Annotated in this window: 23 protein-coding genes and 1 pseudogene; 13 read left to right on the top strand and 11 right to left on the bottom strand. The window is 72.1% G+C overall.

Annotated elements, in window-relative coordinates; all coding sequences use genetic code 11:
• Nucleotides 1-4 precede the first annotated feature (4 nt).
• Nucleotides 5-1060 carry an alpha/beta fold hydrolase gene (locus KYY02_RS02970; protein WP_371235800.1) on the bottom strand — a complete coding sequence of 352 codons (1056 nt, stop codon included), beginning with the start codon at nucleotides 1058-1060 and terminating at the stop codon, nucleotides 5-7.
• Between the two features lie 258 nt (nucleotides 1061-1318).
• Between KYY02_RS02970 and KYY02_RS02965 the strand changes: the two genes are divergently transcribed.
• The 4 genes from KYY02_RS02965 (at nucleotide 1319) to KYY02_RS02950 (ending at nucleotide 3218) form a co-directional block, all read left to right on the top strand.
• On the top strand, nucleotides 1319-1546 hold the full coding sequence (locus tag KYY02_RS02965; RefSeq protein WP_371235799.1) for an Rv3202a family protein: 228 nt from the start codon (nucleotides 1319-1321) through the stop codon (nucleotides 1544-1546).
• A 199-nt stretch (nucleotides 1547-1745) separates the two neighbouring features.
• Nucleotides 1746-2390, top strand: a complete 645-nt coding sequence (locus KYY02_RS02960) for a TetR/AcrR family transcriptional regulator (protein WP_371235798.1) — start codon at nucleotides 1746-1748, stop codon at nucleotides 2388-2390.
• A gap of 152 nt (nucleotides 2391-2542) precedes the next feature.
• Nucleotides 2543-2770 carry a DUF3107 domain-containing protein gene (locus tag KYY02_RS02955; protein WP_019522837.1) on the top strand — a complete coding sequence of 76 codons (228 nt, stop codon included), beginning with the start codon at nucleotides 2543-2545 and terminating at the stop codon, nucleotides 2768-2770.
• A gap of 178 nt (nucleotides 2771-2948) precedes the next feature.
• Nucleotides 2949-3218, top strand: coding sequence for a hypothetical protein (locus tag KYY02_RS02950; protein ID WP_371235797.1), 270 nt, complete (start codon nucleotides 2949-2951; stop codon nucleotides 3216-3218).
• Nucleotides 3219-3373: 155 nt separating this feature from the next.
• On the opposite strand, the gene KYY02_RS02945 is transcribed toward KYY02_RS02950, so the two are convergent.
• Complete coding sequence (locus tag KYY02_RS02945) at nucleotides 3374-4129, bottom strand: ferritin-like fold-containing protein (RefSeq protein WP_371235796.1); 756 nt, start codon at nucleotides 4127-4129, stop codon at nucleotides 3374-3376.
• A gap of 479 nt (nucleotides 4130-4608) precedes the next feature.
• Here KYY02_RS02945 and KYY02_RS02940 point away from each other — a divergent pair, with 479 nt between their 5' ends.
• Both KYY02_RS02940 and KYY02_RS02935 read left to right on the top strand, forming a co-directional pair.
• Nucleotides 4609-6933, top strand: a complete 2325-nt coding sequence (locus KYY02_RS02940; protein ID WP_371235795.1) for a DEAD/DEAH box helicase — start codon at nucleotides 4609-4611, stop codon at nucleotides 6931-6933.
• Between the two features lie 86 nt (nucleotides 6934-7019).
• Nucleotides 7020-7898: an alpha/beta fold hydrolase gene (locus KYY02_RS02935; protein ID WP_371235794.1), complete on the top strand. Its 879-nt coding sequence runs from the start codon at nucleotides 7020-7022 to the stop codon at nucleotides 7896-7898.
• A 6-nt stretch (nucleotides 7899-7904) separates the two neighbouring features.
• On the opposite strand, the gene KYY02_RS02930 is transcribed toward KYY02_RS02935, so the two are convergent.
• Complete coding sequence (locus KYY02_RS02930) at nucleotides 7905-8807, bottom strand: NYN domain-containing protein (protein WP_371236008.1); 903 nt, start codon at nucleotides 8805-8807, stop codon at nucleotides 7905-7907.
• Between the two features lie 219 nt (nucleotides 8808-9026).
• On the opposite strand from KYY02_RS02930, the gene KYY02_RS02925 reads away from it, so the two are divergent.
• The gene (locus tag KYY02_RS02925; RefSeq protein WP_356315535.1) at nucleotides 9027-9179 is read left to right on the top strand and encodes a DUF8834 family protein; all 153 of its coding nucleotides are present in this window, start codon (nucleotides 9027-9029) and stop codon (nucleotides 9177-9179) included.
• A 109-nt stretch (nucleotides 9180-9288) separates the two neighbouring features.
• Here KYY02_RS02925 and KYY02_RS02920 read toward each other — a convergent pair whose 3' ends face one another.
• The 3 genes from KYY02_RS02920 to KYY02_RS02910 all read right to left on the bottom strand — a co-directional run bounded on the left by KYY02_RS02920 (nucleotide 9289) and on the right by KYY02_RS02910 (nucleotide 11565).
• Nucleotides 9289-9894, bottom strand: coding sequence for a MarC family protein (locus tag KYY02_RS02920; RefSeq protein ID WP_371235793.1), 606 nt, complete (start codon nucleotides 9892-9894; stop codon nucleotides 9289-9291).
• Nucleotides 9895-9946: 52 nt separating this feature from the next.
• Nucleotides 9947-10804 (bottom strand): PHP domain-containing protein, encoded by an 858-nt coding sequence (locus KYY02_RS02915; protein WP_371235792.1) that lies wholly within the window; start codon nucleotides 10802-10804, stop codon nucleotides 9947-9949.
• Between the two features lie 119 nt (nucleotides 10805-10923).
• Nucleotides 10924-11565, bottom strand: coding sequence for a DUF6758 family protein (locus KYY02_RS02910; protein ID WP_371235791.1), 642 nt, complete (start codon nucleotides 11563-11565; stop codon nucleotides 10924-10926).
• Nucleotides 11566-11622: 57 nt separating this feature from the next.
• On the opposite strand from KYY02_RS02910, the pseudogene KYY02_RS02905 reads away from it, so the two are divergent.
• Nucleotides 11623-12512 (top strand): annotated as a pseudogene (locus KYY02_RS02905) (MFS transporter); the annotation flags it as partial.
• A 6-nt stretch (nucleotides 12513-12518) separates the two neighbouring features.
• Here the strand turns inward: KYY02_RS02905 and KYY02_RS02900 are convergent.
• Nucleotides 12519-13103: a suppressor of fused domain protein gene (locus tag KYY02_RS02900; protein ID WP_371235790.1), complete on the bottom strand. Its 585-nt coding sequence runs from the start codon at nucleotides 13101-13103 to the stop codon at nucleotides 12519-12521.
• Nucleotides 13104-13599: 496 nt separating this feature from the next.
• On the opposite strand from KYY02_RS02900, the gene KYY02_RS02895 reads away from it, so the two are divergent.
• Both KYY02_RS02895 and KYY02_RS02890 read left to right on the top strand, forming a co-directional pair.
• Complete coding sequence (locus KYY02_RS02895; protein ID WP_371235789.1) at nucleotides 13600-14721, top strand: magnesium and cobalt transport protein CorA; 1122 nt, start codon at nucleotides 13600-13602, stop codon at nucleotides 14719-14721.
• Nucleotides 14722-14744: 23 nt separating this feature from the next.
• Nucleotides 14745-15260: a hypothetical protein gene (locus KYY02_RS02890; protein WP_371235788.1), complete on the top strand. Its 516-nt coding sequence runs from the start codon at nucleotides 14745-14747 to the stop codon at nucleotides 15258-15260.
• A gap of 234 nt (nucleotides 15261-15494) precedes the next feature.
• Here KYY02_RS02890 and KYY02_RS02885 read toward each other — a convergent pair whose 3' ends face one another.
• Nucleotides 15495-16235 (bottom strand): hypothetical protein, encoded by a 741-nt coding sequence (locus KYY02_RS02885; RefSeq protein WP_371235787.1) that lies wholly within the window; start codon nucleotides 16233-16235, stop codon nucleotides 15495-15497.
• Nucleotides 16236-16449: 214 nt separating this feature from the next.
• Between KYY02_RS02885 and KYY02_RS02880 the strand changes: the two genes are divergently transcribed.
• The 3 genes from KYY02_RS02880 to KYY02_RS02870 are packed head-to-tail and all read left to right on the top strand — an operon-like array spanning nucleotide 16450 to nucleotide 19514.
• Entirely contained in the window at nucleotides 16450-17739 is a 1290-nt protein-coding gene (locus tag KYY02_RS02880; RefSeq protein WP_371235786.1) for a magnesium transporter MgtE N-terminal domain-containing protein, read from the top strand.
• Nucleotides 17729-18337, top strand: a complete 609-nt coding sequence (locus KYY02_RS02875) for a DUF1003 domain-containing protein (RefSeq protein ID WP_371235785.1) — start codon at nucleotides 17729-17731, stop codon at nucleotides 18335-18337. Before KYY02_RS02880 ends, KYY02_RS02875 begins: the two co-directional genes overlap by 11 nt.
• Nucleotides 18338-18380: 43 nt before the next feature.
• Nucleotides 18381-19514 (top strand): Mrp/NBP35 family ATP-binding protein, encoded by a 1134-nt coding sequence (locus tag KYY02_RS02870; protein ID WP_371235784.1) that lies wholly within the window; start codon nucleotides 18381-18383, stop codon nucleotides 19512-19514.
• Between the two features lie 79 nt (nucleotides 19515-19593).
• On the opposite strand, the gene KYY02_RS02865 is transcribed toward KYY02_RS02870, so the two are convergent.
• The 3 genes from KYY02_RS02865 to KYY02_RS02855 form a co-directional block, all read right to left on the bottom strand.
• A complete protein-coding gene (locus KYY02_RS02865) occupies nucleotides 19594-20268 on the bottom strand; it encodes a hypothetical protein (protein ID WP_371235783.1) in 675 nt (224 codons plus the stop codon).
• 225 nt (nucleotides 20269-20493) lie between these two features.
• On the bottom strand, nucleotides 20494-20943 hold the full coding sequence (locus KYY02_RS02860; RefSeq protein ID WP_371235782.1) for a sec-independent translocase: 450 nt from the start codon (nucleotides 20941-20943) through the stop codon (nucleotides 20494-20496).
• A 126-nt stretch (nucleotides 20944-21069) separates the two neighbouring features.
• Nucleotides 21070-23025, bottom strand: a complete 1956-nt coding sequence (locus KYY02_RS02855; protein ID WP_371235781.1) for a S1C family serine protease — start codon at nucleotides 23023-23025, stop codon at nucleotides 21070-21072.
• Between the last annotated feature and the right edge of the window lie 43 nt (nucleotides 23026-23068).

Below are 23068 nucleotides of genomic sequence, written 5' to 3'. Positions count from 1 at the left end.
CGCCTCAGCCCCTCATGTTCTCGGCGGTGGTCCCCCCACCGGTGTCGGCGGGTGGACCCGGAACGCTCTGCGCGCCCGGCTCACCAGTATCCCCCTGATGCGCCGAATCCACTGTATCCGCAAGGAGTTCACGGAAGGCGAGGGCCACCGTCTCGGGGTACTCCATCATCGCGACGTGCCCCGCGTCCGGGATCGTCACCAGCCGGCTGTCCCGGAAGGCACGCGCCGACCGCTGGGCCATGCGGAAGCCGACGAGCCGGTCCCGGCCGCCGTAGACGAGCAGGGTCGGCGCGAGCACCCGCTCGGCCTGGCGCCACAGTCCCTGCTGGCCGCCCAGCAGGTAGGCGCTGACGATCCCCCGCGCGGAGCGCGCCATCGCGTCCCAGAAGTACGGCAGCCGCAGCCGCCGCTCCATCTCGTGCACGGCGTCGCGGAACCCCTCCGGCGACACCCGCGCGGGGTCTCCGTAACAGAGCTGCATCACGCCTCGGACGCGCTGTTCCGCCGTCCACTCGCGGGTGATCCGGGTGAACAGCGGTGCGACTCCGGGCACCGCCAGCAGCCCCGTGGGGACGGCGGTGCGCTGCACCCGCAGTTCCGGCAGGGCCGGTGACACGAGCGTGAGGGTGCGGACGAGGTCGGGGCGCACGGCGGCGACGCGGGTCGCGACCGCGCCGCCGAGCGAGTTGCCGAAGAGGTGCACCGGACCGCGGCCGGTCGCGTCGAGGTAACGGATCACCGCGCGTGCGTGCGCGGAGATGGAGTAGTCGCCGTCGTCCGGGGGCGGGGAGTCGCCGAAGCCCGGCAGGTCGATGGCCTCGCTGTCGACGACGTCGTCCAGCAGCGGCATGAGTGCCGACCAGTTGAGCGAGGAGCCGCCGAGTCCGTGGACGTAGAGGGCGGACGGCAGCCCCTTCCGCGCGGGCGGCCGCGACCGCACCGACAGCGTGACCCCGGGCAGCTCCACCGAGCCGAGCCGCTCGCCCTCCGCGACCCTGACCGCCGCCACCCTGGGAAGCACGTTCGCGGGCGGCACGGACGGCAGCTCGGTCGAAGACATGCGGCAATGTTACGAGAAGATCACGCGGCGGTTCATGTGTTCGCCGTCACAGGCCACCCCTGAGGGTGAGCCCTCCGGGGCGGGCTCCGAGCCGCCGCCGGGGACGGGTTTCGCCGTGCGCTCCCTGTCACGTCCCGGTCGTGGATCGCATGGCGTGCAAATCGGGTGTCTCCTAGGCTCAAAGGGAGGGCACCCGCATATCGTCCCTGCAGCCTTCAGGGATGTGGGCAGCAGACGTTCACAGGAAGGGAGCCCGGCATGGCCGTAGATCCGACCGACCCCGAGACGTTCGTGGAGGACGAGGACGCCCGCGAGGGCGAGGAGTTCGGCGTCGAGGCGCCCGAGGTCGACGCGGCCGAGCAGCAGGCCGAGGTGAGGCCGGACCGCGACGATCCGCTGACCGCCGTCGATCCCGACCGCGCCAACGAGGCGGACCTGATGGAGCAGACCCGGATCGTCTCGCTCGACGAGGACGACTACCGGTGACGAGCGCGCCGGCGAGGACCGTGGCCGAGCAGTGAGGAGGAAACTTCTTGCCCGCTCCGACAGCTTTTGAAACCGTCCGTACGGCTTTCACCGCCGTCCGGTCCGTGAAATCCTGCGCCCTCACCGCGCGCACCACGGTTACCGAAAAGTACGATGACGGCGCGGCTCACACCGCACGTGAACGACAATGGGAGGCGGCGTGACAGCCATCGAGCAGACAGACGCGGTACGCCTGAGGGGTACACGCCTGCCACGCCGTGCCCGACGGAACCAGCTGCTGGGCGCCGCCCAGGAAGTCTTCGTCGCGCAGGGCTACCACGCGGCCGCGATGGACGACATCGCCGAGCGCGCGGGCGTCAGCAAGCCGGTGCTCTACCAGCACTTCCCGGGCAAGCTCGATCTGTACCTCGCCCTGCTGGACCAGCACTGCGAGGCCCTGATCCAGTCGGTGCGCCACGCACTGGCGTCGACCTCGGACAACAAGCAGCGCGTGCGGGCGACCATGGACGCCTACTTCGCGTACGTCGAGGACGACGGCGGCGCGTTCCGTCTGGTCTTCGAGTCGGACCTGACGAACGAGCCCGCCGTGCGCGAGCGCGTCGACAAGGTGACCAACGAGTGCGCGGAGGCGATCTGCGACGTGATCGCCGAGGACACCGGGCTGTCGCGGGCGGAGTCGATGCTGCTCGCCTCGGGGCTCGGCGGTCTCGCCCAGGTGGTGGCGCGGTCCTGGCTGCACAGCGACCGCAGCGTGCCGCGCGACCAGGCGGTGCAGCTGCTGGCCTCGCTGGCCTGGCGGGGCATCGCGGGATTCCCGCTGCACGGCAACGAGCAGCACCACTGAGGAGACGGGCGGGCGCCGACGGCCGTTTGTTCCCGTGCGCTGTTCGCTCCTGGCGTTGCCGGGCGCGGCGTGTACGCCCCCGCACCGGGCTAGTGTGTGCTGGTACGGCGCGGAAGATCGCGCACTTCACTGACCGTCGGAGGGACATAGCCGTGGAGGTCAAGATCGGCGTGCAGCACGCGCCCCGCGAGATCGTTCTGGAGAGCGGTCAGAGCGCCGAGGAGGTCGAGCGTGTGGTGGCCGAGGCGCTGGCCGGGAAGTCGCAGCTGCTGAGCCTCGTGGACGAGCACGGCCGTAAGATCCTGGTCCCGGCCGACCGTCTCGCCTACGTCGAGATCGGCGAGCCGGCCCCGCGCAAGGTGGGCTTCGGCGCACTGTAGGCGCGACCGCCGGTCGAGCGGTCTTGTGGAGGGCCCGGCGGTCCCGAACCGCCGGGCCCTCCACGCGTTCACGGACGGCGCACAGGTCCTTCACAGAGGAGGATTGGATTTCGCAGGTCAGGGGTAAGACGGGCTAGGACCGATGTGAGCAGGCCGGCCATGTGGGAGGGACCCCGACATGCTCTTGGAAGCGCTCAGCTCCGCGATCCTCGGCCTGGCTCTGGCGTGGGTGGCCGCCCGTTGCCTGTCGCACCGTCTTCCCGCCCGCGCCCTGGTCCTGCCGACCGGCGTGACCGGAGCACTGTTCGGCGCCTTCCTCATGAACACCGCACTGGACGCCGGCAACCTGTTGACGATCCTGTTCGGCGCGGTGATCGTGTCCGTGGCGTCCCTGTCGCTGCTGCTGCGCCCGGCGGGAAGACTGCGCCGCCGGTCGGCGACCGCGTGACCTGCGGCCGCGTGACCGGCGGCCGATGGCGGCGCCGGTCGTGAACCGGCTTCCGGCCACCCGTCCGGCGGATCACGCCGCGGACGCCGGAGAGGCGTCCGCCCGGCGCCGCCGGTCCTCCCCGACATGGCGCACCGGGCAGCCCCCGGCCGCTCTCAGGCCGCGAGCCCCAGCGCCGCCATCCGCTTGGTGTGCGCCTCGGTGATCCGGGAGAACATCCTGCCGACCTCGGCGAGGTCGAACCCGTCCGCGACACCGCCCACGAGCATGGTCGACAGCGCGTCCCGGTCGGCGACGACCCGCTGGGACTGCGACAGCGCCTCGCCCATCAGCCGCCGCGCCCACAGGGCGAGCCGCCCGCCCACCCGCGGGTCCGCGTCGATCGCGGCGCGCACCTTCTCGACGGCGAAGCCGCCGTGGCCGGTGTCGTCGAGCACGGCCAGCACCAGGGCGCGGGTGTCGGAGTCCAGGCGGACCGCGACCTCGCGGTAGAAGTCGCTGGCGATGGAGTCGCCGACGTACGCCTTGACCAGCCCTTCCAGCCAGTCGGAGGGCGCCGTCTGCTTGTGGAAACCGTCGTACGCGGCGACGAACGGTTCCATCGCGAGCGTCGGCTCCTCGCCGATCCCGGCGAGCCGGTCACGCAGCCGCTCGAAGTGGTGGAACTCGGCCGACGCCATCTTCGCCAACTCCGCCTTGTCCGCCAGCGTGGGCGCCAGCTTGGCGTCCTCCGCGAGCCGCTCGAACGCCGCCAGCTCGCCGTACGCGAGCGCGCCGAGCAGATCCACGACGGCGGCGCGGTACTGGGGGTCGGCGGAGGCGGACGCCCAGTCCATGGCGGCGACGCCGGTGGGTCCGGCAGAGGTGTCGGGGGTGGCCGCGGCGTTGTCAGGCTTGTCAGAGCTCGTCATGAAGCGCACAATAGCCCGCTCGTCATGTCCGGAAGGTCATGGCCGATCAGTGTGACGACGGCTACGTGACCAAAACCGCCATGGCGTGTGCGCGAATTCGGGGTATGGTGGTAATGCGCCTGCTGAGCACTCTGACGTACTCGACGGGCCGCATGTATGAGGATGCCCGGTCGGAGGCCCGATCGGCTCCGACCCGACAGCCCTCCTCGCCGCACGCCACACTGCGTACGGATTCCGGAGGGGACCCCTCAGCGGTACGAGCGCTCGAGCGTCGGCAGTGGTCCCGTGCCCTGCGGCATCGCCCGTAAGGCGGCCGACGTCCCCGGCACGGTCCCTACACGACCCCCGCGCTCGCCTCGCACCGCGCACACAGAAGAGGCAGCACCCTGACTACGACGTTCCGAGAGCTCGGGATCCTCCCCGAGACCGCCGAGGCCCTGGAGGCCGTCGGCATCATCACCCCCTTCCCCATCCAGGAGATGACGCTCCCCGTGGCCCTGTCGGGCACGGACGTCATCGGCCAGGCCAAGACCGGCACCGGAAAGACGCTCGGCTTCGGCCTTCCGCTCCTCGATCGCGTCACCGTCCCCGCGGACGTCGAGGCCGGGCGTGCGAAGCCCGAGGACCTCACTGACGCGCCGCAGGCGCTGATCGTCGTCCCCACGCGCGAGCTGTGCACGCAGGTCACCAATGACCTGCTCACCGCCGGCAAGGTGCGCAATGTGCGCGTCACCGCGATCTACGGCGGCCGGGCCTACGAGCCGCAGGTCGAGGCGCTGAAGAAGGGCGTCGACGTGGTCGTCGGCACCCCTGGCCGGCTGCTCGACCTCGCCGGGCAGAAGAAGCTCGACCTCAAGCACGTGAAGACCCTCGTCCTCGACGAGGCCGACGAGATGCTCGACCTGGGCTTCCTGCCCGACGTCGAGAAGATCATCGGCTTTCTTCCGGTCAAGCGCCAGACCATGCTGTTCTCGGCCACCATGCCGGGCGCGGTGATCGGTCTGGCCCGGCGTTACATGTCGCAGCCGACGCACATCAACGCCACCTCCCCGGACGACGAGGGCGCGACGGTCGCGAACACCACACAGTTCGTCTACCGCGCGCACAACATGGACAAGCCCGAGATGGTCGCGCGGATCCTGCAGGCCGACGGCCGGGGCCTGGCCATGGTCTTCTGCCGCACCAAGCGCACCGCCGCCGACCTCGCCGACCAGCTGAAGCAGCGGGGCTTCGCCTCCGGCGCGGTCCACGGCGACCTCGGCCAGGGCGCCCGCGAGCAGGCGCTGCGCGCGTTCCGCAACGGCAAGGTGGACGTGCTCGTCTGCACCGACGTCGCCGCCCGCGGCATCGACGTCGAGGGCGTGACGCACGTCGTCAACTACCAGTCCCCCGAGGACGAGAAGACGTACCTGCACCGCATCGGCCGCACCGGCCGCGCGGGGGCGAAGGGTACGGCGATCACGCTGGTCGACTGGGACGACATCCCGCGCTGGCAGCTGATCAACAAGGCGCTGGACCTGGGCTTCGGCGACCCGCCGGAGACCTACTCCACCTCCCCGCACCTGTTCTCGGACCTCGGCATTTCCGAGGGCACCAAGGGTGTCCTGCCTCGCTCGGAGCGTACGCGCGCCGGGCTGGACGCGGAGGAGCTGGAGGACCTGGGCGAGCCGGGCGGGCGTGGACCGCGCGGGCGCGGTGGCCGGGACGGGCGCGGTGGCCGGGACGGGCGCGACGGATCCCGTTCCGCGGAGCGCGAGACCTCGGCCCGTACGCCGCGACGCCGTCGCCGTACGCGCGGCGGTGCGGCGCTGGACGAGGCGGCGCAGCAGCCTGTGGGTCCGGCCGCCGAGGGCGCCGGCGCGGCGGAGGCCGACACGGTCGCCCGCACCCCGCGCCGCCGTCGTCGTATGCGCGGCGGAGTCCCGGCCGGGGCGGCGACCGCGGTGGAGGCGGCGGAGTCCGCCGTCGACACGGTGGAGGGCACGGTGGCGGAGGGCACGGCGGCGGAGGCCGTCGAGGTTCCCGCGAAGCCGCGCCGCCGTCGGACGCGCCGGGGCGCGGTGGACACGGCTACGGCCACCGTCACCCCGGTGGCCGAGGAGACCACGGTGACCGTGGCGACTCCGGCCGTCACGGAGACCCCGGCCGTCACCGAAGCCCCGGTCGTCACGGAGCCCGAGGCTCCGGCCACCGAACCACGTCGCCGCACCCGCAAAGCCGCGGACACCGCGGCGGTGGACACGGCAGAGGCGGCCCCCGAGCCGGTCGAGACGACGGAGGCCAAGCCCCGCCGCACCCGCAAGACCACGGCCAAGAAGACCGAGGCCGCCGTCGACACCGCGGAAACCCCCGAGCCGGTCGAGACGACGGAAGCCAAGCCCCGCCGCACCCGCAAGACCACGGCCAAGAAGACCGAGGCCGCCGTCGACACCGCGGAAACCCCCGAGGCCAAGCCCCAGCGGCGTACCCGCAAGGCCGCCGAGTCGGAGTCGGCCGTCACCGCCGGGATTCCGGCGCAGACGGTTCCGGAGGCCGGGGCGGCGGAGGCCAAGCCCCGCCGCACCCGCAAGACCACGGCCAAGAAGACCGAGGCCGCCGTCGACACCGCGGAAACCCCCGAGGCCAAGCCCCAGCGGCGTACCCGCAAGGCCGCCGAGATTCCGGCGCAGGCCGCGGACGAGGCGAAGCCCAAGGTCCGTCGCACCCGCAAGGCGGCGGCCGTGGCCGAGCCGGAGCCGGAGCCGGAGGCGAAACCCCGGCGGACCCGGAAGACGGCGGCCGCCGCGAAGTCCGCGGAGAGCTGACGCAGCGAACCGACGGCCCGGCCCCCTGGAAAGCGCCACCCGGGGGGCCGGGCCGTCGTCGTACCCTCACCCACTACCCTCACCCCGTGACCAGCCACCTTCCCTCCGTCCCACCCCCCGGCGCCCGCGCCGCCCACCGACTCCGTACCTCGCGCGGTGAGTTCGCCGTCGTGGATGTGACGCCGGCCGCCGGAGTCACGGCGCGGGGGACCGCGTTGCTGCTCCCCGGATACACCGGCAGCAAGGAGGACTTCGCGCCGGTGCAGGAGCCACTCGCCGCACGCGGCTACCGCACCGTCGCCGTGGACGGACGGGGCCAGTACGAGTCGGACGGACCCTCGGATGACGAATCCGCATACTCCCAGGACGAGTTGGCGCGTGACGTCCTCGCGCAGGCGAACGCGGTCGGTGCGCCCGTGCATCTCGTCGGGCACTCGCTCGGCGGCCAGATCGCCCGTGCCGCCGTCCTCCTCGACCACTCCCCCTTCCACTCACTCACGCTGGTCTCCTCCGGTCCCGCACGGATCTCCGTCTCCCAGGAGCAGCGCGTGAAGCTGCTGCGGGACGCGCTCGCGGTGATGTCGATGGCGGAGTGCTGGAAGGCGATCCTGGCCATGGGCCCGCCCGAGGAGGTGGGCGGTCCGGCGCGCGGGCCCGGCGGTCAGGATTACCTGCGGCGCCGCTGGCTGGCCACCCGACCCGCACAACTGCTTGCCACCGGCAGACAGTTGTGCACGGAGCCGGACCGGGTCGCCGAACTGGCCGCCGTGCCCCTGCCGTTCCACGTACTGTCGGGGGCGTGCGACGACACCTGGCCGGTGCCGGACCTCGACGCGATGGCCCTCCGCCTCGAGGCACGCCGCACCGTCGTCGACGGGGCCGAGCACTCACCCGCCGTCGACCGGCCCGCGCCGACCGCCCGTGCCCTCGCCGACTTCTGGGACGGGCTCGCGCTCACCCCCTAGAACCGCTCAGTACTGCGCCTGCAAGTGGTCCCAGAACCCGTCGCGCAGGGCGCGGCGCAGGTCCGCCTGGCCGCGCAGGGAGTACTGCAGCAGGCCCTCCGCCTCCACCAGCAGGTCCTGGTCGACGGATCCGGGCAGGTAGGGGTGGCCGGGAAGCAGCTCCACCAGCGTGTCCCGGCCCCGCGCGGCCAGCCACTTCGCGGCGATCTGCGCACCGACGAACCGGACGTCCTCGCGGGCGGGCCGGCCCGTCGTGGACTCGTACGGCGGTGCCGTGCGCCGGGAGACGTACGGCTTGAAGAAGTCCAGGTCGAGCGTGCGCTGGCTGTCGACCTCCCAGAGCAGCGGCTCGGCCTGGTTGCGGCCCTCGGGCGCCTCGATGCCCCAGAGGTGGACCCGGGCGCCGTACCCCTGGGCCGCCTCGACCGCCGAGACGAGGTCCTCGTCGCCGCCGAGCAGGGCCGCGTCGCTGATGGCGCGGTGCCGGGCCAGTGACTCCAGGTCGCTGCGGATCAGGGAGTCGACGCCCTTCTGCTGGTTGTTGGCGTTGAGGTTGCCGAGGCGGACCTTGACGTCCGGGAGCTCGGCGATGGACTGCTGCTCGGCGGTGTGGATGCGGCGTCTGGCGCCGTCGTACCAGTAGACCCGCAGCAGTCTGCTGTCCGCGAAGATGGTGCGGGCGCGGTCGATGAGCGCGTCGATGAGTCCCTCGGCGTCGAGGTCGAAGGCCCGGCGGTCCTCCGTCCCTGCCACCAGCCGCCCCGCGGCGGCGTACAGATAGCCCGCGTCGACGAAGATGGCATGGGTCGAGGGCGTCTTCGCCACCTCGGCGAGCATGCGCTGGAGCAGCTCGTTGGTGCGGTCGATACGGGCGTGCAGAGCCGCGAGGTCTTCGTTCATCACCTCCATTGTCCCGGTGGTCACGCTATGAACACAACCGGTCCCGGTCAGTCTCGTTCGAAACCCTTACCGGTCAGTATTTAGCCGATCGAAAAATTTCCTTAGCGTAGGGAATGTTTGCATCGCGCATCTCGTTGAACCCTTCATGGAACACGGGCCCAGTCGGCCCGTGGGCCCCCACCGAGTAGTTCTCCTTCAGGAGGATGACCAGACGAAGGGAGAAGCCCCTTGCGCTTCGAGATCATGCGACTCGACGACGTCGACGGCACACCCGTGGACACCACCGTCGTGGACGCCGCCTCCGTCAACCGCATCGTTCAGCAGGCCGCCGCCATCGGACAGCGCCTGTGGATCCGCCCGGCCGGCACACCGGCCTCATAACGCGCGGCGCGCGGGACACCGGCCGCACGGGCCGGGCCCTCGAGTACGTACGCCCTGGTGCCCCCGTACCGATGTCGGTACGGGGGCACCAGGGCGTCCTGCGCCGGGGTCAGCCGCCCCGGATCACCTGGGTGACGCCGTTGATGATCTGCTGCACGGCGATCGCGGAGAGCATCATGCCGGCCAGGCGCGTCACCAGCACCACGCCGCCGTCCTTGATGATCCGGATGATCAGCAGCGAGTACCGCATCACCAGCCACAGCACGATGTGGATGACGAGGATCGCCGACCACACCGAAACCTGCCCGGTGACGCCGTCGGCCTTCTGCACGGCGAGGATGACCGACACGATCGCGCCGGGCCCCGCCAGCAGCGGCATGCCCAGTGGGACCAGCGCGACGTTGACGTCCTTGGTCTGCTGGGGCTCGTCGGTCTTGCCGGTGAGCAGGTCCAGCGCGATCAGCAGGAGCAGCAGTCCGCCCGCGATCATCAGCGCGGGCACCGACACATGCAGGTAGTCGAGGATCCGGTGGCCGAGCAGCCCGAACACGGTGATCACACCACCGGCCACACAGACCGCCTGGAAGGCCATCCGCTTCTGCATCTTCGCAGGCCGGCCGGCGGTCAGGGCGAGGAAGATCGGGGTGATCCCAGGGGGGTCCATGATGACGAAAAGGGTCAGGAAGAGAGAGCCGAAGACGGCGACGTCGAACATGGCAGCCTTGCTGAGGGACGAATGAGGAAAGGTACGGGGAAGGAGCGGAGCCTCAGGCCCCGCCGGCTCCCGGCACCGGGAACGCCCCGGTCGCGCGCCGCGTGATCTCGCCGTACACCTCGGGGTCCGTCGTGAACTCGCCGAGGACGCAGGTCTTCCGGCTGCCGTGGTAGTCGCTGGAGCCGGTCACCAGGAGCCCCAGTTCCTTCGCGAGGCCGCGCAGCCGCGCCCGGGTCTCCCGGTCGTGGTCCATGTGGTCGACCTCGATGCCGTCGAGGCCGGCCTCGGCCAGCTCGGCGATCGCGGACTCCGGCACGGTCCTGCCCCGCTTGTCGGCGGCGGGGTGCGCGAAGACGGTGACCCCGCCCGCGTTCCTGACCAGTCGCAGGGCCTCGAAGGGGTCGGTTTCGTGCTTCTCCATGTGGGCCCGGCCGCCGTCGGCCAGCCAGTCCCGGGTGAAGGCGTCGCCCACGGTGGGCACGACGCCCAGCTCGACGAGCGCGCTGGCCACGTGGGGGCGGCCCACCGAGCCGTCACCGGCGATCCGCGCCACCTGCTCCCAGGTGACCGGCACGCCCAGCGCGTTCAGCTTCGCGATCATGCCCTGGGCCCGCGGCACCCGGTCGTCCCGGACCAGCTCGCGCTCGGCGAGCAGCGCGGGCTCCTCGGGGTCGAAGAGGTAGGCCAGCATGTGCATGCTGATGCCGTCGAGCCGGCAGGAGAGTTCCGCTCCGGGGACCAGTGTGAGTCCCGCCGGGAGCACGGAGAGCGCCTCGGCGTGCCCGCGGGTGGTGTCGTGGTCGGTCAGCGCGATGACGTCGAGACCGGCGGCGGACGCCTTGCGGACCAGCTCGGCCGGTGTGTCCGTGCCGTCGGACGCGGTGGAGTGGGTGTGCAGATCGATACGCACGACGCATGACTCCAAGCGGTGACGGACGGACGGGGACGCTCCAGGATAACCGGATTCTCACACGCCCTCTGTCACACCCGAAACCGCTGTGCGCCCCCTACCGGCCCGCTGTACGGCGCCTACGCCTCCAGCAGGCGCGGTGACAGCGCGCCGCAGGGCACAAGCTCCACCTCGGCCCCCGCGTCCCGCAGGTCGGCGAGGACCAGTTCGTCGTACATCAGCATCCCGGACTGCTCCGGCCACACCACCGCCCACAGCCACATCCCGAGCGCCTCGCCCGCGAAGACGGCGCGGTCGTCCGGCGTCTCGGCGACATGCCAGAGCGGGGTCGGGCGGCCGGCGGCCAGCACCTTGACCTGGGGCGGCTTCTCGACGTTCATGTACGGTCCCGGGTCCGGGCCGTCGACGCCCGCGTACCGTGCGCCGAGGCCCACCCCGAGTTCCTCGGCGACCAGGATCAGCTCGCCCATGCCGCCGAGCGGTCCCGGCCCGGTGCACGCGACGGCGGTCGCCCGGCCCCCGCCGCGGTCGTCGCCCGCGCTGGCCACGCCCGTGAACAGCCAGCCCACCGGCAACGGCCATGGCATCCACACCGGCACCTTCGTGCGGTGCACGACGACCTCGAGGGCCTCGACGCTCGGCGGTATCACAGGCTGCAGCGGGTGCACGGTGCCGTGCGCATCGCACTGCCAGGCATCCGAGAAGAGGCCGGGAGCCCTGACCCGGCCACCGCACTTCGGGCAACTGGGTTCGCCCCTCATAGGGCTCCACGGTCCTACCCCGACCGCGCCACGTCAAGAACGGTCACCCGTACGGACGGAACCGGCTACGCGCTGTTCGTCTCCACGGCCCTCGCGGTCGTCGTCGGCGCGGCGGCCGTCCCGCTGCACGAGTCCGCCCTCGACCCCGGCACGGCCTGCGGGCCGCCGGCGGGCGCGCTGCTCGGCGACGCGAACCGGCGCTCCCCGTTCCTCGGCACGGCCGCCCTGGTGGCGGTCGGTCTCCTGTGCGCCGCGGCGTTCCCGAGGGAGCAGCCGACGCCGGCCCGCAAGACCTCGCCGCTGGACCCGCTCGGGGCGCTCGGGCACGGCGGACTGGTGTCGGCGGCGGTCCCGGCATTCCTCTACAACCACACGCTCTCCACCGTGGCGGCCTTCACGCCGTTCGCGCCGATCATGCCCCGTACCGGTCCGGCGCGGTGTCCTTCGCCCGGAGTGCGCTGCTCGTCGTCTTCTCGGTGCTCGTGCCGCCCCGGCTGCGGAAGCGGTTCGGCCCGCCGGAGGTGCCGGCCGGCTCGCCGGCGCTGCTCGCGGTGGACGTGCTCCCCCTCGGCTACGGCGACCACACCACGGCCGTCGTCCGCACCGTCCCGTCCGGCGCCCTCATCGGCGTGGACAACACGGTGCGCACAGAGCCGGCGCTCGGCGTGCCGGACGCGCCGCGCCCGGTGGCGAGCGCCGGCTACAACTTCGTGCGCTGGTTCGCGGTCGCCGCCGCGCCCCTCTTCGCACCGAACAACGAGGAGGGGACCGACGTCCGCGTCCCGTCCGTGGTCCCGGCGGTCACGGCGACGCCGGGCGCACTGGTGGTCGTCGTACGGCACCGGGCGCTCGGCCTCCCCGCGGCGGCGGAGCGACAGCCGCGCCACGCCTCCGGGGACGGCGCCGGCGTATTCGCCAACCGAGCGGCGCCCGACGGGCGTCGGTGACCTCGCTCACTCCAGCGGCACGGACCTGCGGGACGGATCCCGCAGGTCCGTGCCCTGGTTCAGCCAGCGCTCCTGGAGGGCCTGGGCGCCGTGCACCCGCTTCCATGCGGCCTCGTTCGGGGTCATCGGCAGCAGCGGCAGGAACCGTACGGGGTCCAGGGGCCCGTCGAGTTCCAGGTCCTCCACCAGGCCGCCCGGCTCGGCGACCAGCACCGAGGTGAACGGGGCGCCGGGCCACAGTGGTTCGCCCACGTCGAGCGAGGCGCCGGGGGCCACGACCACACTCTCGACCTGCGGGGACGCGGCCAGCACGGCGAGCGGGCGGAGCACCTTGTCGGTGTCGGCGACGCCACCGCGGACGGACAGCACCAGCTCGACACGCGGGCCCTTGACCGGGTCCGCGATCACCGCCGTGGGGTCGGTCATGGGCTGCGCGGACATGCCGAGGGTGGCGTAGCGCACGATGTCGCCCTCGTGGAAGCGCAGCACCTCGATGCGGTCCGTGCCCAGGAAGGTGACCGCCGCGCGGGCGTCCGGTTCGCCCAGCGCCGTACGCAACCGGGCTTCGACCAGAGGAAGAACATCAGCCATGCGGCGAGCATAGAACTCGCCGGTACCGGGCAAAGCAAAGCCTTGACACACCGGTCGACTGATACGCTTGGCCGGTGGTTCGGGCAGCACGCAGAAGCGTCCGATCGTCCCGAACGCCTGTGTGACACTCCCCGTTCAGAGGGGGATCCCCCGAGGGGATCGTGGACCGTCCCTTACGGGGGACCGGCCGGAGGAGGTGGGGCTGGCATGGACCGAAGTCGACCGTGCAGTAGCACCCGCTCTTCCGCCCGCTGATGTAGCTGCTCCTGTCTGGCTCCCGCCTTTCACCCGCGCGTCTTCATCGGAAGAGCACTTCGTTTCGTTCTGTCCGATCTGCCCCAGTAGCTGTATCAGCGACGAAGCTCGCCATCGCGACGGTGCGGTGCTCCCCGCTTTGTGGACGTGCCAAACATCCGCAGTCCAGGACGTCCTCATTCCGGGTTGTTCCACCCGTCGTCCCGGCGTCTTTCGTTGCACGTATGCGAAGGAGCCCGCCATGTCGATGATCCGTGACCTGCGCGCCGTGGTCCGTCCCTCCTCCCGTGTCTCGCTGCGCAAGGAGAGCGGCCCGTACGACGCCACCCGTGACCCCGCGACGACCACTGCCGTCGTCGACTGCGCCGTCTACCGCGACGGCCGCCGCCTGGAGACCGGGGGCGGTCCGCTCGCCCCGCACGAGGCGATGCGGCTGGTGCGCCGCGACGGAGGCTTCGTGTGGATCGGCCTGCACGAGCCGAACGAGGCCGAATTCGCCGGGATCGCGCAGGAGTTCGGGCTGCACCCGCTGGCCGTGGAGGACGCCGTCCAGGCCCACCAGCGGCCCAAGCTGGAGCGCTACGACGACTCGCTGTTCACGGTCTTCAAGACCGTCCACTACCTCGACCACGACGAACTCTCCGCCAACAGCGAGGTCGTCGAGACCGGTGAGGTGATGTGCTTCACCGGCCGGGACTTCTTCATCACGGTCCGGCACGGCGGGCAGGGCTCCCTGCGGGCCCTGCGGCGCCGGCTCCAGGACGACCCCGAACTGCTGGCCAAAGGCCCCTCGGCGGTGCTGCACGCCATCGCCGACCACGTGGTGGACGGCTACATCGCGGTGGCCGACGCGGTGCAGGACGACATCGACGAGGTCGAGACGGAGGTCTTCTCGCCGGGCCGCAAGGGCGCCCCGCGCGGCACCGACGCCGGACGGATCTACCAACTCAAGCGCGAGGTACTGGAGTTCAAGCGAGCCGTGTCGCCGCTGCTGCGGCCGATGCAGCTGTTGAGCGAGCGGCCGATGCGGCTGGTCGACCCGGACATCCAGAAGTACTTCCGGGACGTGGCCGACCATCTGGCCCGGGTGCAGGAGCAGGTCATCGGCTTCGACGAACTGCTGAACTCCATCCTCCAGGCCAACCTCGCCCAGGCGTCCGTGGCGCAGAACGAGGACATGCGGAAGATCACCTCGTGGGCCGCGATCATCGCCGTACCGACGATGGTGTGCGGGGTGTACGGGATGAACTTCGACTACATGCCGGAGACCCGCTGGAGGTACGGCTATCCGGTCGTCCTCAGTGTCACGGTGGCCATCTGCCTGGGCATCCACCGGTCGCTGAAGCGCAACGGCTGGCTGTGAGGACGCCTGGATAGGCTGGACCCATGACAAGTGCGCTGCTCGACCGGGCCCTCATCGAGGAGGCCACGAAGAAGTCCGGCCTCGTCTGGGTCAAGGGGCCCGGCACCGCGGCCCGCGCGCTGTGGCACGTGTGGCACGAGGGCGCCGCGTGCGTGGTCGGCGACGGACCCGGGGAGCAGCCACTGCCGGGGCTGGCCGACGGGGTGTCCGCCGAGGTGACGGTCCGCAGCAAGGACAAGGGCGGTCGGCTGGTCTCCTGGACGGCGACGGTCGTGGAACTGCCGTCGGGCTCCGCGGAGTGGGCGGCGGCGGTCGCCGAGCTCAAGGGCAAGCGGCTCAACGCGCCCGACGGCGAGGCGATGACCGGGCGCTGGGCCCGCGAGTGCCGCGTCCTGCGCCTGGAGCCGACCGGGGCGACGGCCCCGCTCCCCGACGGCTCCCTGGCCGAGGCCCCCCTGCCGACACCGGTGACGACCCGGCGCCCCGCCCCGGCGGGACTGCCCCGGCTGCTGCTCAAGAGGAAGCGGCGGCGGGCTTAGAAGACTGATGAAGATCTTGGTGAGGGGGTGTCGTTCGGGCCCTGCCGAGGTCGCGGGTCCTGGCACCGCTCCCCACGCCCGGCTTCACCCACGCGGGAGGGGCCCCGCCGCGTTGCCGCCGGTCGCCGGGGCTCCGCCCCGGCGCACTCCTCCGCCTTGCGACGCACGCACCAGCCCCCGCCCGGCCCGGCTGCAGGGCGCCGCTCCTCGGAGTCGGCCCGTCCGAACGCCCCCCTAGGACGCCGGGAGCTGCTTGCCGTAGTCGAGGGTCTCGTCCTCGGCCGGTTCCTTCAGCTCGAAGTCGGCGCCCCAGGAGGAGAACGTGAGGGTGCCCGCCTTCCCGGCCCGCACCAGTCGCACCGGGTAGGGCTCGCCCTCGAGCGAGACGTCCAGGGTGCCGCCGGAGCCCTCGTCGCCGGTGACGCGGATGGTGCGTACGCCCGACTTCTCGTGGTGGCCGTCCGTGGTCAGTTCGCCGTGCAGGGTCAGCAGGCCGCCGAGGAGGACGTTCTTGTCCGTGAAGCCGACGAACTTCTTGTACGACGGATCGCCCTGCGGCACCTTCACGTACTTCTCGGCGAGCTTGTCGGCCGCCGCCGCGTCCGCCTCGCCGTCCTCGTGACCCCAGAACTCGGCACCGGCCTTCAGGTACAGCTCGTCGTCGACCCGCAGCAGGCGAAACGTCTTCCCCTCGGTGGTGACCGAGCCGATGCCGCCCTGCTCCTTCAGCCGCATGTCCAGCGTGTACGTGCGCCCGCGGGTGACCACGGTGCCGTGCAGCCGTACGGCGCCGACCGACTCGGCGGCCTTCTGGGATCTGCTCCGGATCTGGTCGGCGGAGAGTCTGCCGACACCGTTGGTGCCCTCGTTCGGATCCTCGGAGCACCCCGTGAGCGCCGTCCCCGTCACGAGCAGCGCGCACACGGCGCCGGCCAGCACGGCCCTGCGGGAACGGCCCTGGGAGATCGGAATCACAGGTGGGCTGCCTCTCTGACGGGGGACCTGAACGGCGTACCGCAGGGTACCGGGGCCGGGTGGCCCGGACGGAGCCGGTGCGTCCGGACCGGCTGCCGACGCACGGCTGATCGTTACGGGCTAGCCTGAAACCCACCCGAGCGGGCAATTCGGAAACCGAACACAGCAGGCGGTACCCGCGACGAGAACACCCGCACGGAAAGGAGTGGCGGCCATGGCAGGGGGCGCCCCCCGGTTCTTCGTCTCGCACGTCTCCGGTGTCGCCGTCTTCGACCCGGCCGGCGACCAGGTGGGGCGCGTGCGCGACCTGGTCGTCATCCTGCGGCCCGGCCGGCGTCCGCCGCGACTGCTCGGCCTGGTGGTCGAACTCTCCACCCGCCGCCGCATCTTCCTGCCCATGACCCGGGTGACCGCCGTGCAGTCCGGCCAGGTCATCACCACCGGGGTGCTCAACGTGCGGCGCTTCGAGCAGCGGCCCACCGAGCGGCTCGTCTTCGGTGAGCTGCTCGACCGGAGGGTGACGCTCGTGGAGAGCGGCGAGGAGGTCACCGTCCTCGACCTGTCGGTGCATCAGCTGCAGAACCGCCGCGAGTGGGAGATCGACCGCGTGTTCGTGCGCAAGGGCAGGAAGGGCGGCGCGTTCCGGCGCGGCAAGGGCGAGACGCTGACCGTCGAGTGGTCCGCGGTCACCGGGTTCTCCCTGGAGGAGCAGGGGCAGGGCGCCGAGAACCTGCTCGCCACCTTCGAGCAGCTGCGCCCCGCCGACCTCGCCAACGTGCTGCACCACCTCTCCCCCAAGCGGCGCGCGGAGGTGGCCGCCGCCCTCGACGACGACCGGCTCGCCGACGTGCTGGAGGAACTGCCCGAGGACGACCAGATCGAGATCCTCGGCAAGCTGAAGGAGGAGCGCGCCGCCGACGTCCTGGAGGCCATGGACCCCGACGACGCGGCCGACCTGCTCGGCGAGCTGCCCGAGGCGGACAAGGAGCGGCTGCTGAGCCTGATGCAGCCCGACGACGCGGCCGACATGCGGCGCCTGATGTCGTACGAGGAGCACACGGCGGGCGGTCTGATGACGACCGAGCCGATCGTGCTGCGGCCCGACGCGACCGTCGCGGACGCCCTCGCCCGGATCCGCGAACCGGACCTCTCCCCCGCGCACGCCGCGCAGGTCTACGTCTGCCGCCCGCCCGAGGAGACGCCCACCGGCAAGTACCTGGGCACGGTCCACTTCCAGCGCCTGCTGCGCGACCCCCCGTACACGCTGGTCGGCTCGATCCTGGACGACGACCTCCAGCCCCTGGACCCGGACGCGGCGCTGCCCGTGGTCGCCGGGTTCTTCGCCACGTACGACATGGTGGCGGCACCCGTGGTCGACGAGGCGGGGTCGCTGCTGGGCGCGGTGACGGTGGACGACGTACTGGACCACATGCTGCCCGACGACTGGCGGGAGACCGAGTTCCACCTCGACGAGGACGAGGGGGTGGTGACCGATGGCTCCTGAGCGCGACGGCGGACGCGAGCGCATGCCGGCGGGCGCCACGGCCGCCGGCCGGCCGCGCACGCCCCGCCTGGACCAGCCGCGCCCTCCCCGGCGCCGCTTCCTGCCCGAGTGGGACCCGGAGGCCTTCGGACGGCTTTCGGAGAGCGTCGCACGGTTCCTGGGCACCGGGCGGTTCATCGTCTGGATGACGGTCGTCATCATCCTGTGGGTGGTGTGGAACGTGTCCGCGCCGGAGGAGCTGCGCTTCGACGAGTACCCGTTCATCTTCCTGACCCTGATGCTGTCCCTGCAGGCCTCCTACGCGGCTCCGCTGATCCTGCTCGCGCAGAACAGGCAGGACGACCGGGACCGGGTCAACCTGGAGCAGGACCGCAAGCAGAACGAGCGGTCGATCGCGGACACCGAGTACCTGACCCGGGAGATCGCCGCCCTGCGGATCGGGCTCGGGGAGGTGGCCACCCGGGACTGGATCCGCTCGGAGCTCCAGGACGTGGTCAAGGAGCTGGAGGGGCGGCACAACGGGCACAAGGACCAGCAGGGTCCGTTCCCGGCGATGCGGGCGGAACACCCGCCGGGACGTGACGCAGACGACCACTGACGTCCTTACCGGCGGGTGCGCCCGGAGCCGTACCATCGTTCCCATGGCTACGGAAGACGCGGTGCGCGAGGCACTGGCGACGGTGAACGACCCCGAGATCAACCGGCCCATCACCGAGCTCGGGATGGTCAAGTCGGTGGAGATCGGTGCGGACGGTGCGGTCGCGGTCACCGTGTACCTGACGGTTTCCGGCTGCCCCATGCGGGACACCATCACGCAGCGCGTGACGGACGCGGTCTCCCGGGTCGAGGGCGTCACCCGGGTCGACGTGACGTTGGACGTGATGAGCGACGAACAGCGCAAGGAGCTGGCCACCGCCCTGCGCGGCGGCCAGACCGAGCGCGAGGTGCCCTTCGCCAAGCCGGGCAGCCTGACCCGGGTCTACGCGGTGGCGTCCGGCAAGGGCGGCGTCGGCAAGTCGTCGGTGACGGTGAACCTGGCGGCGGCGATGGCGGCCGACGGTCTGAAGGTCGGTGTCGTGGACGCCGACATCTACGGCCACTCGGTGCCGCGCATGCTCGGCGCGGACGGGCGTCCCACCCAGGTCGAGAACATGATCATGCCGCCGTCGGCGCACGGCGTGAAGGTCATCTCCATCGGCATGTTCACCCCGGGCAACGCCCCGGTGGTGTGGCGCGGCCCGATGCTGCACCGCGCGCTCCAGCAGTTCCTGGCGGACGTGTACTGGGGCGACCTGGACGTGCTGCTGCTCGACCTGCCGCCCGGCACGGGCGACATCGCGATCTCCGTCGCCCAGCTGGTGCCGAACGCCGAGATCCTCGTCGTCACCACGCCCCAGCAGGCGGCGGCCGAGGTGGCCGAGCGGGCGGGCTCCATCGCCGTGCAGACGCACCAGAAGATCGTCGGCGTGGTCGAGAACATGTCCGGGCTGCCCTGTCCGCACTGCGGCGAGATGGTCGACGTCTTCGGCACGGGCGGCGGGCAGACGGTCGCCGAAGGCCTGACCCGCACCACCGGTGCGGACGTGCCGGTGCTCGGCGCCATCCCGATCGACGTCCGGCTGCGCGAGGGCGGCGACGAGGGCAAGCCCGTGGTGCTGTCCGACCCGGACTCCCCGGCCGGCTCGGCGCTCCGCTCCATCGCCGGCAAGCTGGGCGGCCGGCAGCGGGGTTTGTCGGGCATGTCCCTGGGGATCACCCCGCGCAACAAGTTCTGAGGTCTCCCGTGCGCAAGGGCGCCGTCCGGTGTGGACGGCGCCCTTGCGCGTACCCGCTCAGGCGTCCGCGCGTACCCGCTCAGGCGTCGTACGCGGCGATGTCCTTCACCACGGCGAAGCCGAGACCGTACGCGCTCATGCCCCTGCCGTACGCGCCCACGTGCACGCCCTCCTGCGTGGAACCGGCGAGCACCCAGCCGAACTCGGACTCCCGGTAGTGGAACGGCGTCGGCACCCCGTCCACGGGCAGGGACAGCGTCGACCAGTCCTCGCCCTCCAGATCGTCCGCGAGGACCCAGGCCGTCTCCGTCTGCTGTTCCAGCCAGTCGTCGCGCAGGGAGTGGTCCATCTGGCCGGGCCAGGTGAAGGACAGCAGCCCCACCCCGGCGAGCCAGGCGGCGGAGGAGACCGAGGTGGCCTCCAGCAGTCCGGTGCCGTCGGCGCTGCGGCGCACCGGGGTGTCGGCCACGGTCACCACGACCGCGAACCTCTCCTTGGTCTCCTGGTCGGTCCCGGCCGTGTACTCGCTGCGCACCGAGGGCTCGTCCCCGTGCCCGACCGATCCGTGCGCGACGGCTCCGTCGGCCGCCAGTCCGACCTGCATCAGCCAGCGTGGTCCCGTGAAGGCCTCGTCGAGGCCGTACCAGGGGAAGGGCGCACGCAGGTAGCCGTCGACCGTACGCCGGGCGGAGGGGACGGGCTGTCCGTCCTCCGCGGCCGGCGCCTGCGCGACTGCCCGACTCGTCGTCTCCATTGCCCGGACGCCTCCTCGCTCTCGTCGGACCGGGCGGCCCGCCCCCCTTCAGGCGTACTCGTCCGTTCCGCACAACAACTTGGCAGCATAGTCACCTTGACGCCACAGGCTGGGAAACCACCGGGCGCACGGGCTGTACGGACGCCCTGATCAGGCCGTGAGCGGTCCGAGTGGAGTATGAGACACGTCACGTACCCGGGAGGTGTACGCCCCGGCGCCCCCGGCTCAGGTGGCGTCCGCGTCGAAGGGCGGGCGGGTGTCGGCCGCCGACGTCTCGGGCTTCTTGGTCATGTCCACGCGCCCACCGGTGGAAGAGGTGGAAGAGCCGGAGGGCGTCGGCGGGGAGTCGGTGTCGCGGCCGTGGACGGCGTCCGTGACCTCGGCCATCTCCTTCTTCAGGTCGAAGCCGTTACGGATCTCCTTGAGCCCCAGGTCGTCGTTGTCCAGCTGCTTGCGGATGAACGTCTTGGGGTTGAGGTCCTCGAACTCGAAGTCCTTGAACTCCGGGCCGAGCTCCTGCCGGATGTCCTGCTTGGCGCTCTCCGAGAAGTCACGGATCTTCCGGATCGTGCGCGACACGTCCTGGATGACCTTGGGGAGCTTGTCCGGACCGAAGACGAGCACGGCGAGGACGATGAGCGTCACCAGCTCGAGCGGTCCTATGTCATTGAACACCTGAAGCTCCTCGCGATGCCTTCGGTCCTCGGCCCTCGGGGCGGCCTGCGGTCTTCCGTGGTCCGGGCCGGGTCCACGGTACCCGGCCACCCCGTGCGACCGGTACCGTCCCGGGACCCATCCTCCTCAGTCGCCCTCCGAGGAGCCGAGCGTCAGGGCGACCGTCCGCTCCTCGCCATCCCGCTCGAGGGTGAGCTCGAGGCGGTCGCCGGGGCGGTGGGCACGGGTCTTGACGATGAGTTCCTCGCCGGAGCGGACCCGCCGGCCGTCGACCTCGGTGATGACGTCGCCGGCCCTGATACCGGCCCGGGCGCCGGGGCCGCCGGTGCTGACCGGGGGCCCGCCGTCGCTGCCCTGGGCCGCGACGCGGGCGCCGTCGCCGCCGTACTCCATGTCGAGGGTGATGCCGATCACCGGGTGGGCGGCCCTCCCGGTGTTGATCAGTTCCTCGGCGACGCGCTTGCCCTGGTTGATCGGGATGGCGAAGCCGAGTCCTATGGAGCCGGCCTGACCCGCGTCCGGGTCGGCGCCGCCGTCGGCGGAACGGATGGCGGAGTTGATGCCGATCACACGGGCCCGGGCGTCGAGCAGGGGGCCACCGGAGTTGCCGGGGTTGATCGGCGCGTCGGTCTGCAGGGCGTCGACGTACGACACGTCGCTGCCGTCGCCCTTCTCGCCGCCTGCGGTGATGGGCCGCTCCCTGGCGCTGATGATGCCGGAGGTGACGGTGCCGGCCAGGTCGAAGGGGGCGCCGATGGCGACGACGGGGTCGCCGACCCGCACGTTGTCGGAGTTGCCGAGGGGCAGGGGGGTGAGTCCGCTGACGCCCTTCACCCGCACGACGGCGAGGTCGTAGCCGCCGTCCCGGCCCACGACGGTGGCTTCGGCGGTGTCGCCGCTGTGGAAGGTGACGGTGATCTCGCCGTCGTCCCCGGCGGGTCCGACGACATGGTCGTTGGTGAGGATGTGGCCGCGCTCGTCGAGCACGAAGCCGGTGCCGGTGCCGGCCTCACCGGCACCGCTGACGTGCAGGGTGACGACGCTGGGCAGGGCCCGTGCGGCGATTCCGGCGACGCTGCCGGGGTCGCGTTCCGGCGCCTCCTCGCCGGCCTGCGGCAGCTCCACCGTGCCCACGCCGCCGTTGCGCTCCAGGTACGCGCCGACGATCCCGCCGATGCCGCCGGACACGAGCGCGAGCAGCAGCGCGGCCCCGACGAGCACCCGGCCGCGCCGCCGCTTCCGGCCGGCCACGGCCTGCCCGGTCTGCTGCAGGGGCGCGGTGGCGGCGGCCGCCGCCCAGGGGTCGTAACGCCTCCAGGGGTCGGCGACCGGGGCGTCCTGGGCCGGAGGCGTCCGGCTGTCCGGGGGCGCTTGGGCTTCCGGGTGCGCCGGCGCGGGCATGACGGGCGCGGGAAGAACCCCGTGCGTCCCCGCCTCCGGCACGGCGGGGGTGCCGTGCGGCGCGGGTGCGCCGAGGGGCGTCGGGACCGGGGCCGCGGGAGGCCCGGTGGGCGCGCCGTGGGTCATGGGGGCCTCGTGCGGTGCGGGCGGACCCTGGAGGGCCGTGGGCGGGCTCGGAGGAAGCGACGGGGGTGTCGCGTCCTGGACCGCGGGAGGGGGGGTGAGAGCCATACCGTGCGTGGATGTCGTCGTCGGGTGCTGCACGGGCGGGGCGGGCGCCCAGGGGCCGGGTTCGCCGTACGGCGGGGTGCTGTAGGGGTCGGGGTCGTGCAGGGGTCTGCGCCGCTCGGAGGCGGGGGGCTCGGAAGCCACCGGTGGCGGGTCGGGGACCACGGGTGCCGGGACGACCGGGGACCCGGAAACGGCGGACTCGTCGGCAGGAGCACCGGGCGCCACGGACCCCGAGGCTCCCAAGGCGGTCGTGGAGGCGCCGGACACGGGCTCCACGGACCGGTCCTCGGAGCCCTCGGACCGTGGGGGGCGGTCCGGTTCGTGGTCGCCCCGGTGGCCGGCGGCGGCGGCCGACCGGCGGTCCGGGCGGGCCAGTTCGAAGTCGCCGCCGTGTCCCTCGGGACGTGTGGCCGGCTCCTCCTCCGGTGGGCCCGGCTTCCCCTCGTTCATGCTCTCCCCACGGCTGGACACGGCACCGCACGACGGCGGTGGC

The sequence above is a fragment of the Streptomyces pimonensis genome, assembly GCF_041380215.1.
Taxonomy (GTDB): Bacteria; Actinomycetota; Actinomycetes; order Streptomycetales; family Streptomycetaceae; genus Streptomyces; species Streptomyces pimonensis.
The sequence above is the reverse complement of the archived record's forward strand: the minus strand, read 5'-3'. Positions and strand labels throughout refer to the sequence as shown.